Here is a 15,413-nt window from a genome sequence, read left to right as displayed (position 1 = left end):
ACCCAAAGATGGTACTCTAGGGTCATTGAGTATCTCGAAATCACACTTGTAGCGCCCTTGTCGCAGATCTATTCCGGTCATTCCCGCACGGGGCGCGTAGGAACCCGTGCCATCTGTTGTTCAGTGGCTTCCCTACTGATTGAACCGTGAACTCGCGGACTCCTCCCAAGCGAAAAGCGGCAACCTCTCGGGTGGTGCCCTGGTTGGCGGTACCAGGCAGCGACCTCCTACGCGCTGACTGATCAGCTGAACCAGATCCTCCAGCTCGTCTTTATTCGGTGCCTTGATGCGTTGAAACCGAGGTGGTCGGGTGTCGCGAAAGACGTATACGCCATCCAGAAACAAGATGTGAAAATGTATATTGAGGTTGAGAGCAGATCCGAAGCGCTGGATCAGGGTTACTGCGCCGGTCGCCCTGTCCTTGAGCCGGTATCCAGCTTTGTGGATCAGATGTGTAGAAATTGCGCGTAATGATGCCCAGCACTGCCTCCAGCGCAGCTGCTAAAGGCTGCATAACCCTCTACTCAAATGGGCGCTTATAAATGGGAGGATTACAATTTAAAGGGTGTGGGGATGTTGGGGGCAAAGTTATGCGAAAATAGAAGAAAATGCCGTCTTTATGCGCCAGTAGGCCAAAAATCTTCTTCTTATAAATACGTCCAAAACCAACAAACAAGGAGGCGGTGCGGACAGCTTATGTCCGGCCCTACACTGGGTGTGGGTTCTCATTGAAAATGAACTTTTCGCACAGTGTTCAACCAAGTCGATTTATAATAAATCGTTATATTTCAATTGGTTAAGTAGATACACATACTGAGATTTGTTTGTTTTTTGACCAATAAGGGCTGGTTTCTTTGGATGAAACCGCCCTTATTCTGGCTTTCCGGCCCTCCCCCATCGGTCAGCACCCAAAGGCAGTAGGAAACCCGGCAAAGCGGCGCCCCACTCAACCTAGAAGTTCATGGTTGCCGCGTTCGCCCGTAACCACTCCCGGGACTCCTGGTATTCCGGCATCACCCTGCCTATCTCCCGCCAGAATTCCGGGGAGTGATCATGGCGTATCAGGTGGCAGAGTTCATGGATGACGACGTAGTCGACCATCCGGTTCGGCGCCATCATGATTCGCCAGTTGAACTCCAGTTTGCCCTTGGCCGTGCAGCTTCCCCAGCGTGACCGGAAGGTTTTGATACCCACCCCGGTTGGCTCCACCCCGACCTGCGGCGCGAAGCGCGTCACTTTTTCGATTAGCTTGTGCTCGGCCTGGCGTTTGTACCAGCGCACCAGGGCGTTGCGGACCATGTGCTGCTGGCTACCCGAGGGCACGGTGACCAGCAGGCGACCGTTTAGCAGCCTCACTGGAGTGAAGTTGCCAGTCTCTACTTTTAGTCGGTAATTTCGACCCAGATAGCTGAAGGCCTCGCCCGAGACAAAGCGGCGCGTAGAGGGGGGCGCCTGCTCTCGATGCAGGGCGATCTTTTCCTTGATCCATCGGCGCTTGGCGGCCAGCAGCTGGTCGATCCGCTCAGTGGTGGTGTTGGTGGGGACCACCACGGACACGGCGCCGTCTTCCACCCGGATGTCGGCGGATTTGCGGCGGCTGGTGCGGATGACCTCGGCAATGAAGCCGCGGCCTTCCCGGTACTCCGCTTGTGGCTGCCTGGCCGTCACTGGGGTGATCCCCTCATTTGAACCGGTTTTTCGCCAGGTCCATGAAGCGATCCTGCACCACGGTGACCAGGGCCTTGTCGGCAAAGCTACAGTCCAGGATTGCCCGTTTGATGGCCTTTTTCATCCGTTTCATTTCGTCCGGTTTGTGGAAGAAGTCCACGATCTGCGTCGCCTCGTCGAACATCGCCACCAGGTTCTGGCTAGTAGCCTTGATCTCGTCATGGACGGCCTCGCTGATGCTGTCCTCACCTGAATGGCTTGTCACCTCGGCCATCAGGATGTTGTAAAAGGCGAACTCGGTCTCGCTCAGTCCCAGGTCGTTGGCGGCCTGCTTGCGCTCGGCTTCGAGGTTGCTGACCATCTGCAGCAGCAGTTCCAGCTGCTGGTCCCACTTGCCGTTGGTCTTCTCGATGATGTCCCGCAGGCGCAGGCTCAGGGACTTGTAGTACTCGGGGTCATCGTCCAGGTTGACCGTAATGTGGTGCTTGATGGCGCTCTCGATCTCCGAGGCGCGGGATTCCGGGGACTTGATCTGCTCCACGGTTTCCCGGAAGTTGGCCGCCATCAGATCCACCGGGGGAATCTTGGGATCTACCCCGGTACTGATAATATGCTCGTCCACCAGCTTGCGGACCTTGGCGCCGGCGTCGCTGATGTTCAGGCCGGGATCGCGATAGCGGTTGCGGGCGGCGTTCTGGACTTTGCCCCACAGTTTCAGGTCCGGGATGAAAGGCTTGGCGGCCACATCCGGCAGGATCACGTTCATCTGTTTGGCGAAGGCCTTGAAGGCTATTTCGAACTGCTGGCGGATGTCCTCGTCCTTTAGTGCCAGCACGTAATCGTCGATGTCGGAGCTCTTCACATTGCCGAAGATTACGGCAACGCGGGTGTGGGCCGCCTTCAGGCGGGGGATCTCGTCCTTCAGGGTGTAGAAAGTGCCTTCTACGTCATCGCTACTGAACTGCTCCAGGGCCTCGGTGAGGTGGTCCGAGAGGCCGTAGTAGTCCACCACGTAGCCACAGGCCTTGCCTTTGTAGTTGCGGTTCACCCGGGCAATCGCTTGCATCAGGGTGTGATCCTTCAGGCCCCGGTCGATATACATCACCTGGGCAATGGGGGCATCGAAGCCAGTCAGCAGCATGTCTTTGACGATTACAAAGGTGGTGGCGCCCTGGGGATCAACGAAATCCTTGATGGCTTTCTTGTGCTCTTTGGCGTCAGTGTAGGGGGCGAACACCGGCTCATCGTTGTGGCGGCCGGAAATGATCACCTCGGAGAGAGGCGCCTCCAGCTCGTCCAGGGTCTTTTTGAACACCGTGGCGGCGTGGCGGCTGCCCACCACGATCATGGCCTTGAAGCCATCGGGCTGGACCTTCTCCCGGTAGTGCTTGAGCAAATCTAGGCACACCCAGCGAATCCGGGCGGGGGCTTCGCGCACGGCGCGTTCCACCCCGTACTTCTTCTTGATTTCCCGTTTTTCCTCGTCGCTGGCGTCCGCAAAGTACTCGTCGAACAGGGCGTCCAGGGAGTCGCCCACCACATCGGTCTGTACCCGCCGGCCCTCGTAGATGATGCGCACGGTGGCGCCGTCCTCCACCGCCTCATTGATCCGGTACTGATCGATATAGCCCCCGAAGGCCTGGTCCATCTTCTGGGTCTTCAGCAGAGGGGTGCCGGTAAAGCCGATCTTGGGGGCATTGGGCAGGGCAGCGTTGATGGTGGCCGCCAGGTTGCCAAACTGGGTGCGGTGCGCCTCGTCCGCCAGCACAATGATCTTGTCGCTGGGGTTCAGGTCGGTGAAGTCGTTCTCGGCTTCCGCGTCCTGGAACTTCTGCACCATGGCGGTCACGATATCGGAGGCATCCCGGCTCAGCAGGGTCTTCAGCTCGGCCACAGAACCGGCGTTGTGGACCGTTTCGTTCTGGGCGTCGCGGAAGGTGCTGGACAACTGGCCGTCCAACTGGGTGCGGTCGGTGACAAAGACCAGCTTGTACTGCTGCAGCTCCGGGTCGCGGCGCATCTTCACCGCCAGCATGACCATGGTCAGGGATTTTCCGGAGCCCTGGGTGTGCCAGACCACCCCGGACTTCTCCTTGCGCGTGGTGCCTTGCTTGAGGCGTTGAATCACCTTGTTCACCGCCCGGTACTGCTGGTAGCGTGCCACCTTCTTGATCAGACGACCGTCCACCGGCTCGAACAAGATAAAGTTCTGGATGACATCGAGGAAGGCGGCGGGGTTGAACAGGCCGGCCAGCAGGCGCTGTTGGGCGTTGATGGCCGGAGCCGTGTCGAACTCCCCGGCATAGCACACGGGCGAGGCCACATCCTGCACTTCTCTTTGTGGCTCAGTAGGCTCCAACATCCTGGCAATCGCCGCATCGGTGAGGGGGTAGGCATCCTTCCAGTCGCCGTAATGTTGGGCGCTGGAGCTGATGGTGCCGACTCGCGCCTGGTCCCGGCAGGTGGATACCATCAGCTGGTTGTACCAGAACAACTTCTGGGCGCCCTCGTCGTTCTCGGGAAAGCGCAGATTGGCGTAGCGGCGCAACTGGTTGATGCCCTCAGCGATAGCATCGGCGATGTAGGGGGACTTGCACTCGATCACCGCTAGGGGCAGCCCGTTCACAAAGCAGACAATGTCCGGGATGATGTTCTGGTTGAGGCCCTCGATCTTGAACTGGTTGGTGCAGAGGAATTCGTTGTTGGCCGGGTTATCGAAGTCGATGACCTTGACTGTCTGCCCCTTGCGACCGTTGCCCAGATCCTGCTCCACCGAGAGGTAGTTCACCAGCAAGTCGTGGATGGATTGGTTGTATTCCATCAGGCCCGCGTGGTTGGGGTGGGTGAGCTCGCGCACGACCTTGCGCAGGTTCTCGTCGCTGATCCAGGGGTTTAGTCGCAGCACGGTGGCTTCGAGTCGCTGTACCAGCACCACATCGCGGTAGTAGCTGCGCTCGCCTGTCGGTGCGCCGTCTGCGGGCAGGGCCGGGGCCAGTGCCGCGCCGGGCATGTAGCTCCAGCCGAGGCGTTTCAGCTGCGCGATGGCGGGCTGTTCGACTTTTTCGGTTTCATCCTGAAACATGATGGGTTGGCTGCCTGGCAATCAGGCAGCAACTGACTCCTTGTTATCGACGTTGACGCGAACCTTCCCGGTTAGGAGGTCTTGCATGAGGGCTTTCTTGGTAGCATTGATGGCATTTTGCTTCCGTTCCAAGCTGAAAATTCTACGGTCAATTGACCGAAGTGAATTAGCTATGACTTCTTGCTCAGGGAAAGGCGGAATGGGAACGTAAAGATTTTTGAAGAAAGGCAATCCAATCGTTTTTATTGTACTGCCTATGGCGATAGATTCGAATTTTGGCTTCCAGAACTGAAGAAGGTAATACAGGAAGTGGTTATGTAATTGGTCAGAACATCGCCACACGATGAAATGCTGACTTACGGCCATTTCCTTGGTAAGAATTCCACTTTTCCCAATGCCCGCATCCCGAGAAAGTACAACTGTGCCTTCCGGATGAATAACAGCGGATGAGTGCATCACTCCCAAAGCACTAATCTGCTTGAAAGTGGATGTAATGTATAAACGATCGAGGTTTTTGGTATCCGATAGTGACACCCAATCTACTCCGCCATTCCAATATTCGGGTTTAGATTTGCTGGGTGTATGACCGCTGCCTCGAGTAGCCACATTGTCTAGAAGATCTACGTCCCACGCTACTGGTATCAGCCCCACCGGCGAATCCTTGAACTCCGTATGCGGAGTACCGCCCGGCCCAATCCCCTTGGTCAACAACTCCTGCATCATGCCGGCTTTCAGGTCTTTTAGCTTGTCGATCTGAGCGCGTGTTTTTTCGATCACGTCATCGACGGAGGTCAGGATGGCGGCGATTTTCTTTTGTTCGGGGAGTGGGGGTGTTAGATACTCGATCTCGCGCATATCTGATTGGTTCAGCTTGGAGCGTGTTCCACCATTGATATGCTTGAGAATGTTCTTGTGAACGAGGCTGTAGTGTACGTACCTGGTTTCATGCCCATCTTTAGCTTTCAAGATGTGGGCATGATTGTTAACCCAAAACTTCCCGCCAACCAGATAAGAGATGGGACGTGAATCCCATTCGTCAAAGTATCCCCCATCTTCGGCCAGCAAAACATACTCACCTTCAAAAATGAAGTCATCGATATAGCCCTGTACGCCATTCGCACCGTAGTAAGGATAAATACCCTGACGGAGTGCGCGGTCTTGCGAATTAACTGGGATTCGTTTTGAATCGAGGACGTCGCATGTGTCATTGATGGTTGACGATGACCACCCCTCAGGAACCGTTTCACTCATAACCCAGCTCCTTCAGATAACCCTTCATAACATTCCCGGCCTCAGCCACCTGCGCATCCAGCTCGTGCAGCGACACCCGGTACTTTTCCCACCAACGTTCCAGTTGGCCGATAATTGCTCCTGCATTATCGGCACTTCCGCCATCCATGGCGGTCGGGTGATGGCGTTCGACCCATTCCCGAATCTTCTCTTTACTGTCAATCTGGGGACGGAAGTCGTAGTAGTCGGCATCCCGCGCAACGAACACCGTGGATACATCGAAGTCCTCTAGGATTTCTTCCCGGATATACTCGCTCTCCACTTCCCGCACCGGGATGCCGCCGTGCAGGATGGCGCGCACGTCGAAGATCTCCGGCGGCGGGCTGGTGTCGGCGTAGCGACGGATGTTCAAGTTGTAGTCGTTCTCCGCGATCTCCTCCAGGCTGACGACCCTGGAATACCGCTTGACCTCGGTGTAGCCATCAAAGGTCTGGACGATCTTCTCGATGTCCTGCTGGCGCAGCTTGTTCTGGTTCTTGCCTTCCTCGAAATCCAGCTCGCCATTGATAAACAGCACCTTGCCCTTACGCTCAGCAGGCTTCTGCTTGTTGATGATCAACAGGCAGGCGGGAATGCCGGTGCCGTAGAACAGCGCGGCAGGCAGGCCCACCACGGCCTCCAGCAGGTCATTATTCAGAATGCCCTGGCGGATGGCCTTCTCGCTGGAGCCCCGGAACAGCACCCCGTGGGGCATGACCACGCCCATCATGCCCTCGGCGTTCAGGCTGGCGATCATGTGCTGAACGAAGGCCAGGTCCCCCGCGTCCTTGGGCGGGGTGCCATAGGGGAAGCGGCCATAGGCATCGCTGTCGGCTTCCTCTTTGCCCCACTTCTTCAGGCTGAAAGGGGGATTGGCGATCACCCGGTCAAAGGTCATCAGCTCCCCGTGCTGGGTGTGCTGGGGCTCGCGCAGGGTATCGCCTTTCTGGATGTCCGCACTGTAGACCCCGTGCAGGAACATGTTCATCTTGCAGATGGCCCAGGTGTTCAGGTTCATCTCCTGCCCGAACAGGGACAGGTTGGCGGGGTTTTCGCCGTGGGTGGCCAGGTAGTTGCGGGTCTGTACCAGCATCCCGCCCGACCCAATGGTTGGATCGTATATCCGCATCCCGGCGTGGGGCTTGAGCAGGGACACCAGCAGCTGCACCACCTCTGAGGGCGTGTAGAACTCGCCGCCCTTCTTGCCGGCGCTGTCGGCGAACATCTTGATCAGGTATTCGTAGGCGGTACCCAGCAGGTCCGGGCGCTCGAAGTCGGCATTGCGCAGGCGGTAGCGGCTGAAGTGGCTCAGCAGGTCGCGCAGCTTCTTGTCCGACAGCTTGTTCTTGATGTTGAAGTCGATGGAGACCAGCACGCCTTCCAGGCTGGGGTTGTACTCCTCGATGGCCTCGGTGGCGGTGTTCAGTTCCGAGCCGATGTCGTGCTTGAGGTCCTTCAGCGCCCCCCAGCGGGCCACGGGCGGGATGTAGAAGGTCTTGTCGTACTCGTCCTCATCGTTTGCCAGCTCTCGCGCCTCACCTTCGGATTTACCCTTGTCCAGGTAGTAGCGGACCACGCCTTCCTGGGCCTCCTCGAAGGCATCCGAAAGGCGCTTGAGAAACATCATGCCGAAGATGTAGTCCTTGTACTCCGAAGCATCCATGTTGCCGCGCAGGATGTCGGCCGCTTCCCAGAGGAAGGACTCAAGCTGTTGGAGGGTGATTGTTTGGCTCATTGACTGGTTCCAGGTACAGCGATTGCTTGAAAATTGATCAAACTGGCGCCGAAAGCGTGATCATTTTCGGGGGAGCTTACTACAGAAGTCGGAGACGGTATGCACATGGGTTGTGGGCGCCTCGCACGGTAATCATGTGGTACCGGTGCACTCCCCCCGCTCAGCCGAAAGCTGTACTGTTGAATGAAAGGACTGGGTTGAACAGATGTTGGACGTCAATTGCCTTGGCATAGTGCCACTACTCGGTACACGGACGAGGGCAGCGTGCAAGCTATTGCTGCGTCAGTGAAGGGTGGGTTAGATTGAGCGCTTAAATCCATTCTCTTTACTGATTGTGGAAGGCCTTTGCCACCAGGTCAGTCTCCTGCTCCGACACACCAGCATGCTCCGCGTGCATCGACCAGTCCGCCAGGGCGTGTCGTACCTGCTCTGCACAGTCCCGAATTTCCGCGCGATTAAGCCCGAAGATTTTCTTTTCTTTTACTGCCTCAGCAGGTGTTGGTGGATAAGGACGATAGCCGAACGCCGCAGCATGGTAAGCGCCGGTGGTCAGGGAGGGCACCATATCGTAGGCCGGAGATAGCCTGTATCCCTGCCCCCTGTTGATCAGACTGAAGTTCCTCTCATGGTCATCAACGTTATTGATGGAACGGTTAAACAGCATCCTCAGGAGCAGCTGCTTCAGATCATGCTCGATAGCAACGGAGTGCTTTTGCAGGACTCGGTAGATATGGTCGTACGAGAATGCCTCACCCAGGTCAGATTGGTTACGCTGGATTTTGAGAAGGCCGTTGATAGTAATCAGGTGGTTTCTCGATGCATCCTCGTTCACGTCGAACCGTTCCAGTAGCAGCACCTCTCTGCCGTTAATGCCGGGCTCGACTCTTCCACCGAAGCAGTCGATCCCTGCTTCCTTTGCCATGGATAAGCAAGCGAGTTCCACGCGCGCATTGTTGTAAAGATCCCGGTCTGCGCCAGATATTCGATTGAATTTCGCTAAAAAGGGGTGATCCCGGTCGTAAATGAGCGCTTTGGGCCTGGCACCGCCCACGCCCGAACCATGATTCGCGAGGTGAAGCAGGGAGAAATGATCAATGTTCGCGGTGTTCTGGTCTATCGCGTCGACGTGTTGGGCAGCAGATTCCGCGTCGCGTAGCCGATCGATGCTGGCGCCCAGTGTGAAAGAGGGCTCCTCTCCCTTTGGGACGATGGACAGGGCTCCGATAACAGAACCCTCCAACATGTCCAAGGTGTCGATGACACTTCTGAAACTCAGGCGCCTTTTATCGCGAAAGAGTGCGAGTTGGGTCAGTACTTTCCGCCCCCAATCGTCCGGAAGGTAGTCATCAAGTAATGCCGGTCGTCCGCCAGAACAATCGAAGTCAAACTCGTTCTGGTCACCGAGGGGCAACGCCACCGGGTCCAGCGCAATGGAACCCTGGGTGGCCAGATATTCTGGTGTGTAGCGAAAAGCGCAGCGTTGGGTGATGCCGTCCTGATCGACAATGACCAATTCCCCCGTCTTCATAACACCAATGGTCGGAAGGGAGGTGTAGACGTCATAGTTGGCCCGCTTACTCATCGAACAGGCTCACGTCGGTTTTGAGAAGGTCATCAAACTTGAATTCGAGGCCGAGAACTGTCGCTGCGGCGAAATATTTGTCCATGGAGACACTGAGATCGCCCGCCTCCATGCGCTGAAGTGTCGCTCGACCAACCCCGATCCGCTTGGCAAACGCAGCCTGGGTGTCTCCCGGAAACTTACGTTTACGTGAGTCCAGTAGGTTGTCGCCCAACTTTGGCCTCATCACTTTGCCTGAACTGCCCATATATGAGTAATTTATCCAATATAAGCTGAATATTACTCATATATGATGCTCAGTCAACATTGGGCGCAGGTTTGATAATCCGTTTTGACCCGCCTGCAGTTGCAGACGTGGGGGCGTGGGAGGCCGCTCCGCGAGAATTAGTAAAAAGTGCCACTAAGTTCGTAGGTATTTTCACTAAAGCCCACTAAGCGTCAGGGCAGACGGACATTCTGGTACTGGCCATCCCCGCTAGAGCGCTGTCTTGGGCATCTTGAGGGAAAAGTCACTATAGAAGCCATACAGCGCGGCCACAGGCGACCACTCGAGTGCCGTCGTGCTGGCTATGGCGGGTTTCCTGTATCCATTCTGGAAGCCCGTATTCCAGAAAACCGCCCTTAGGGCGGTTTCTTGTGTCGGTGGTGGAGCGAACGGGCCCCGCATTGTCGGCCCGCACTCTCTGCATCGCCATGCTCGCCTTAACTGGCTGAATTTAAACAACTTATAATGTGGAGTGTGGCATGGGCGGGGGCCAAAAACCACCTCGCCGCCCACCGTGCTGGCGCGCTAGCCGGGCCTCGCGAGACCGCAGCGACGCAGGGCGTTCTCCAGCTGCCGCCAGCGCTGCTCGGCACTGCCGGTATAGCCGATGGCCAGCCGCACGAGGCCGGGGCCGATAGCCGCCGCGGCCAGCGCGTCGTCGGGCATTTCACTGGAGGTGCTGGAGGCCGAGCAGGACATCAAGGTATCGAAATACCCGAGGCTGACGGCGATATAGCCGAAGTCCTCGTCGTTCTGCAGGGTTTCCACCAGGGCCGCCGCCCGCTCCGCGCTGCCCGCGTCGATGGTCAGCAGGCCGCCGAAACCCAGTTCGGGGTGTTTCAGCGCTCTGGCGAGGGTGTGGTCGGGGTGGCTCTCCAGGCCCGGGTAGGTCACCGCAACCCCCAGGGCCTGGGCCCGCTGCGCCAGCAGCAGGCAGCGTTCGCCGTGCGCGGCCATGCGCAGCGCCAGGTGGGGCAGCCGCAGGCTGATCGCGGCGGCAACGCGCGGGTCCATGGTCGGCCCCAGGATCATCAGCGGCCCGGTGTGCAGGTCCATCAGTTGGCCGATAAAGTCGCGGCTGGCGCAGACCGCCCCGCCGATCAGGTCGGAGGCGCCGCCGATGAATTTGGTGAGGCTGTGCACCACGATATCGGCGCCGAGCCGCGTGGGGCTCAACACCATGGGCGCGAAGGTATTGTCCACCACCAGGGGAATGCCCGCCTCCCGGGCCACGGCTGCCAGGCTGGGAATATCGGCGATCCGCAGCGTCGGGTTGGACAGGCTTTCGACGTAGATCAGCCGTGTTTTGTCGGTGATCGCGTCGCGCACCGCGGCGCTGTCGTGGGCATCGACGAAGCTGGTGGTCACCCCGGTTTTGGCGGGCATGAAGTCGTTCAGTAGCGCCCAGGTGCCGCCGTAGATGGCGTTCCCCGCCACCACGTGATCGCCGGCGCCGCACAGGGCGAAGATCACCGCGGAGATCGCCCCCATGCCGCTGGCGCTGCAGTAGGCGGCCTCGGTGCCCTCCAGGGCGGCGAGCTGCCGCCCGAGCTGGTAGACGGTGGGGTTGAAGTGGCGTCCGTAGAGATAGCAGCCGCCGGTTTCGGGCCCGGCGCGGCCGGAGAAGATGTCCGGCATGGTGGCGGGGTCCAGCACCGTGTAGGTGGCGCTGGTTTCGATCGACATGTTGACGCCGCCGTGTTCACCGAACTCGTGTCGTACCGCCGCCAGGGCTTCGATGGGATCCTGTGTGGGCATGGGGTGACCTCCTTGGGAACTGAGTCCCATTTATTGATTTAATCATGACAATCTAGCTTTTATTCTGTGCTTTATGTGCAGTCAGAATATAATTTTGATATGGATGATTATTCCGAATTAGATGAGGCGGATCGCGGCATTCTGAAGCTTCTGCAGAACAATGCGCGGTTGACTAACAAAGACCTGGCCAGGCAGGTCGGCCTGGCGCCCTCCACCACCCTGATTCGCACCCGGCGGCTGGAGCGCCTCGGCGCGCTGCGGGGTTACCACGCGCAGGTCGACCCGGGCGCGCTGGGCCTCGGGCTCGAGGCATTGATATCGGTCAGGTTGGGTCGCCACCGGGAGCGGGACGTGGCGGCGTTCCAGGCCTATGTGCTGGGCTTGCCGGAGGTGTTCCACCTGTACCACACCTCGGGGGCCAACGATTTCCTGATTCATGTGGGGGTTGCGGACTCGCGCCGGCTGCGCGACTTCGCGATGAACGCACTGACCACGCGTCCCGAGGTGGAACACCTCGAAACCGGTCTGATATTCGGGCACTGGCACGGTAGCGCACGCGAGTTTCCGCCGGGCCCGATGCCGCAGGATGAACCGGTGTGATTCGCCCCGGCGCAGCGGTGTCCCGGCACACCGGTAGCGCCGCGGGTACATTCACCGCTACTATCCGCGGGAACACGGTCGAATAGGAAGCGCGCGACACGCGATGTCATCCCAGGATCTCCCGCTGATACTGGCCGGCCCCCTGCTGCGCCGGGTGACGCCCCGGCGGCTGAACCTGTGGCTGGCCCTGCGGCAGCCGGTCGGCATACGCCTGACCCTGCAGTGGGCGGAATCGGGAGCGCAGCACTACACACTGGAGCCGGGTACGGCGGCGTGTCGCCTGCAGAGCGCTGGCGAGCGGCTGCATTTTGTGCTGGTAGACATAAAGCCCGGGGGCGAGCTGCCCGACGACACATGGATTGATTACCGGCTCGAGTTGGCGGACGCCGGCGGTGCGTGGGTGGATTGCGCGGGGCTGGTCGATACCCTCAATTATCCCGGCCGGGATTGCCCCGGGTTCAAGCTGCCCGCGCGGGTGAGCTCGATTCTGCACGGCTCCTGCCGTAAACCCCACCATCCCGGGGGCGATGGCCTGCTGGCCGCCGATGCCCTGCTGGAGCGATTACTGGCAGGGAGCGAGGCGCGGGATGACGCGCGGCCGGAGTGGCCCTCGGCCCTGGTGCTGTCGGGTGACCAGGTCTACGCCGACGACGTGGCGGGACCGCTGCTGCGGCGCATCCACCGGGTGATCCCCCTGCTCGGCCTACCCGATGAGCCGTTCACGGGAGCCGGCGTGGATGTGGCGGTCGAGGGCGCGGCGGCGCTGTACCGACACCCCGATTGCTACTACCGCCGCGAGGCCTTGCTGCCCCGCCACCGGCGCAATCTCGCGCCGTTGCAAGCGCTGTTCGGCGGTGTGGAGAAACCGGTGTTCACCACCGTCAATGCCCACAACCACCTGATTACCCTGGGCGAGATGCTGGCCATGTACCTGCTGGTGTGGTCGCCGGCGCTGTGGGAGCTGTCCACGCCGGCGATGCCGCCGGGGCTCGACGCGCGGCAGCAGGCGCGCTACCGCGAGGAGGAGGCCGCGCTGGCGGATTTCGCCGCCGGTCTGCACCGCGTGCAGCGGCTGTTTGCCCACCTCCCCGTCGCCATGATCTTCGACGACCACGATGTCACCGACGATTGGAACCTGAGCCGGGCCTGGGAAGAGGCGGCCTATGGCAATCCCTTCTCCAGCCGGGTGCTCGGCAACGCCCTGCTCGCCTACCTCCTGTGCCAGGGTTGGGGCAACAACCCCGAGGCCTTCGACGAGGAATTACTGCAGCGAGTGCAGCGGACCCTGGCCGCCCCGGGCGGCGAGGACCACGACGCGCTGCTGCACGACCTGCAGCGCTTCGACCAGTGGCACTACCACTGGCCCACGACACCGCCCCTGGTGGTCGCCGACTGCCGCACCCACCGTTGGCGTTCCGAATCCGCCGCGCGCAAACCCTCCGGATTGATGGACTGGGAAGCCCTGACCGACCTGCAACACGAGTTGCGCGGGCTGCCGGCGGTGTTGCTGGTGTCGTCGGCACCCATCTTTGGCGTCAAGTTGATCGAGGTGATCCAGCGCGTTTTCACCTGGTTCGGCCAGCCGCTGATGGTGGACGCGGAAAACTGGATGTCCCACAAGGGGGCCGCCAGCGCCATCCTCAACATTTTCCGGCACTCGCGAACGCCGGGACACTTCGTCATCCTCTCGGGGGATGTGCACTATTCCTTTGTCTACGATGTAGAGCTGAGGGGGCGCACCCGGGGGCCGGATATCTACCAAATCTGCAGCAGCGGCCTGCGCAATACCTTTCCGCGGCGCCTGCTGGCGATCCTCGACCGCGCCAACCGCTGGCTCTACCACCCGCGCTCGCCGCTGAACTGGCTGACCCGGCGTCGGCGGATGCGCGTGATTCCGCGAAAACCGGAGGGCACCGCGCACGGCCGGCGCCTGCTCAATGGCTGCGGCGTCGGCCTGGTGGAGCTGGACGACGACGGTGTGCCCCGGCGTATTTGCCAGCTGTTGGCGGATGGCGGCGAGGTCGACTTCAGCCGTCGCGAAGCGGAATCGCGCTGGCGCTGAATCGACGTGCCGTCGCCACGCGTCCCGGGTTAGACTGCGGCACTCGCCCCCGATCCGAATGCGGTAGGGCGGGGGCAGGGAATACAGCCCGGCGGCCGCCACCGTTGGCCAAACCCGGGTCGCAATGGAGGACAACCGGCTTGCGCAAGTATCTGATGAGCGCCCTGCTACTGATCCACGGTCTCGGGGCAAGAGCCGAAGTGCCCGCGCCCCCCGGTGATGCGGCAACGACCCCCTGGCCGATGGGCGATGCGGTGGCGCCGGCCCCCCTGCCCCGGGCAGTCGATGGCGCCGCGCTCAGTGCCGCGGCGGACTGGGCCTTTGACCGCGACAATCCCGAGCAGGACACCGTGAGCCTGCTGGTGCTGCACCGGGGGCGCATCGTGCTGGAGCGCTACGCGCCGGGTTTTGACATGCACACCCGCACCCGCACCTGGTCCACCGCCAAGAGTATCGCCGCGACCCTGATCGGCATGCTGGTGGACGCCGACCAGCTGGCCCTGGATGAGCCGCTGGATCTGCCCTGGCAGCCGGCCCTGCCCGCGGCCGATCGCGACCCGCGCGGCGCCGTGACCCTGCGCCACCTGCTGCACATGTCCAGTGGCCTGTACCCCGTGGACAGTTTTGGCCGGGAATACGCCACCGGTTCGGGGCTCGCCTACTGGGCCGGCGCCAGTTCCGTCACCGGTGCCCTGGACCGGGGGCTGGTGCGCGCGCCGGGCAGTTTCTGGGACTACGAAAATTACGATACCCTGCTGGCGGTCTACGCCATGAAACAAGCGCTGGGCGAGGCCGCCTACCGCACCTTCCCGCGCCGCGCCCTGCTGGACAAGCTGGGCATGCGCAACACCCTGCTCGGCACCGACCGCTTCGGCGACTTTATCCTCAGCAGCCAGGTTTACACCAATGCCCGCGACCTGGCGCGCTTCGGCCAGCTCCATCTGCAAAACGGGCGCTGGCAGGGCGAGCAGTTGGTCTCCCCCCAGTGGATCGATTTCGTGCGCAGCCCCGCTCCGGCCACCGCCGGCAGCGGCAATTTCTACGGTGGCCAGTGGTGGCTGGTGCCGGACGCGCGCAAGGGCGAGGTGCCGGCGGACGCCTACAGCACCGCCGGCAACCGGGGCCAGTTCGTGGTGGTGGTGCCGTCCCACGAGGTGGTGATCGTGCGCCGCGGCCTGGATTACGGCGAGCAGGGCTTTGATCGCTGGGACCTGACCCGGGAAGTGCTCAAGGCTTTTGATAGCGAGCGCTGACTTCATTCGTTTGGCAGCGAAAACTTCACCGGCTGGTCACGGTCCCTTAACCGGCCCTTAACGCGCCGGTGATGCAATGGGGGGAGTTTCGACACCTCGCCCGATCCGGGGCGGCCCCATGCAGCAGACCAGCGGACCT

11 protein-coding genes are annotated in these 15,413 nt (G+C 60.4%); 3 read left to right on the top strand and 8 right to left on the bottom strand.

Going from position 1 to position 15,413, the window contains the following annotated elements:
• Positions 1 to 132 precede the first annotated feature (132 nt).
• From JYP50_RS22270 to JYP50_RS11135, 8 genes are all read right to left on the bottom strand, one after another.
• A complete protein-coding gene (locus JYP50_RS22270) occupies positions 133 to 396 on the bottom strand; it encodes a transposase (RefSeq protein ID WP_431311300.1) in 264 nt (87 codons plus the stop codon).
• Positions 397 to 951: 555 nt separating this feature from the next.
• On the bottom strand, positions 952 to 1,668 hold the full coding sequence (locus JYP50_RS11165) for a YgjP-like metallopeptidase domain-containing protein (protein WP_206560600.1): 717 nt from the start codon (positions 1,666 to 1,668) through the stop codon (positions 952 to 954).
• A 13-nt stretch (positions 1,669 to 1,681) separates the two neighbouring features.
• Entirely contained in the window at positions 1,682 to 4,750 is a 3,069-nt protein-coding gene (locus tag JYP50_RS11160) for a type I restriction endonuclease subunit R (protein ID WP_206560599.1), read from the bottom strand.
• A 21-nt stretch (positions 4,751 to 4,771) separates the two neighbouring features.
• Positions 4,772 to 6,001, bottom strand: coding sequence for a restriction endonuclease subunit S (locus JYP50_RS11155; RefSeq protein ID WP_206560598.1), 1,230 nt, complete (start codon positions 5,999 to 6,001; stop codon positions 4,772 to 4,774).
• Positions 5,994 to 7,754 (bottom strand): type I restriction-modification system subunit M, encoded by a 1,761-nt coding sequence (locus JYP50_RS11150; protein ID WP_206560597.1) that lies wholly within the window; start codon positions 7,752 to 7,754, stop codon positions 5,994 to 5,996. Before JYP50_RS11150 ends, JYP50_RS11155 begins: the two co-directional genes overlap by 8 nt.
• Before the next feature lie 325 nt (positions 7,755 to 8,079).
• Positions 8,080 to 9,336 carry a type II toxin-antitoxin system HipA family toxin gene (locus JYP50_RS11145; RefSeq protein ID WP_206560596.1) on the bottom strand — a complete coding sequence of 419 codons (1,257 nt, stop codon included), beginning with the start codon at positions 9,334 to 9,336 and terminating at the stop codon, positions 8,080 to 8,082.
• Positions 9,329 to 9,550 carry a helix-turn-helix domain-containing protein gene (locus JYP50_RS11140; protein WP_206560595.1) on the bottom strand — a complete coding sequence of 74 codons (222 nt, stop codon included), beginning with the start codon at positions 9,548 to 9,550 and terminating at the stop codon, positions 9,329 to 9,331. The genes JYP50_RS11145 and JYP50_RS11140 overlap by 8 nt, the downstream gene beginning before the upstream one ends.
• 576 nt (positions 9,551 to 10,126) lie before the next feature.
• The gene (locus tag JYP50_RS11135; RefSeq protein WP_206560594.1) at positions 10,127 to 11,359 is read right to left on the bottom strand and encodes an aminotransferase class I/II-fold pyridoxal phosphate-dependent enzyme; all 1,233 of its coding nucleotides are present in this window, start codon (positions 11,357 to 11,359) and stop codon (positions 10,127 to 10,129) included.
• Positions 11,360 to 11,458: 99 nt separating this feature from the next.
• Here JYP50_RS11135 and JYP50_RS11130 point away from each other — a divergent pair, with 99 nt between their 5' ends.
• From JYP50_RS11130 to JYP50_RS11120, 3 genes are all read left to right on the top strand, one after another.
• Positions 11,459 to 11,959, top strand: a complete 501-nt coding sequence (locus JYP50_RS11130; RefSeq protein WP_206560593.1) for an Lrp/AsnC family transcriptional regulator — start codon at positions 11,459 to 11,461, stop codon at positions 11,957 to 11,959.
• A gap of 103 nt (positions 11,960 to 12,062) precedes the next feature.
• Positions 12,063 to 14,021, top strand: coding sequence for an alkaline phosphatase family protein (locus JYP50_RS11125; protein ID WP_206560592.1), 1,959 nt, complete (start codon positions 12,063 to 12,065; stop codon positions 14,019 to 14,021).
• Positions 14,022 to 14,161: 140 nt separating this feature from the next.
• Positions 14,162 to 15,274: a serine hydrolase domain-containing protein gene (locus JYP50_RS11120; protein WP_241263045.1), complete on the top strand. Its 1,113-nt coding sequence runs from the start codon at positions 14,162 to 14,164 to the stop codon at positions 15,272 to 15,274.
• The last annotated feature ends 139 nt before the right edge of the window (positions 15,275 to 15,413 follow it).

Source organism: Parahaliea mediterranea (assembly GCF_017255185.1).
Lineage (GTDB): Bacteria > Pseudomonadota > Gammaproteobacteria > Pseudomonadales > Halieaceae > JAFKCZ01.
This window is presented reverse-complemented; position numbering and strand designations above follow the sequence as displayed.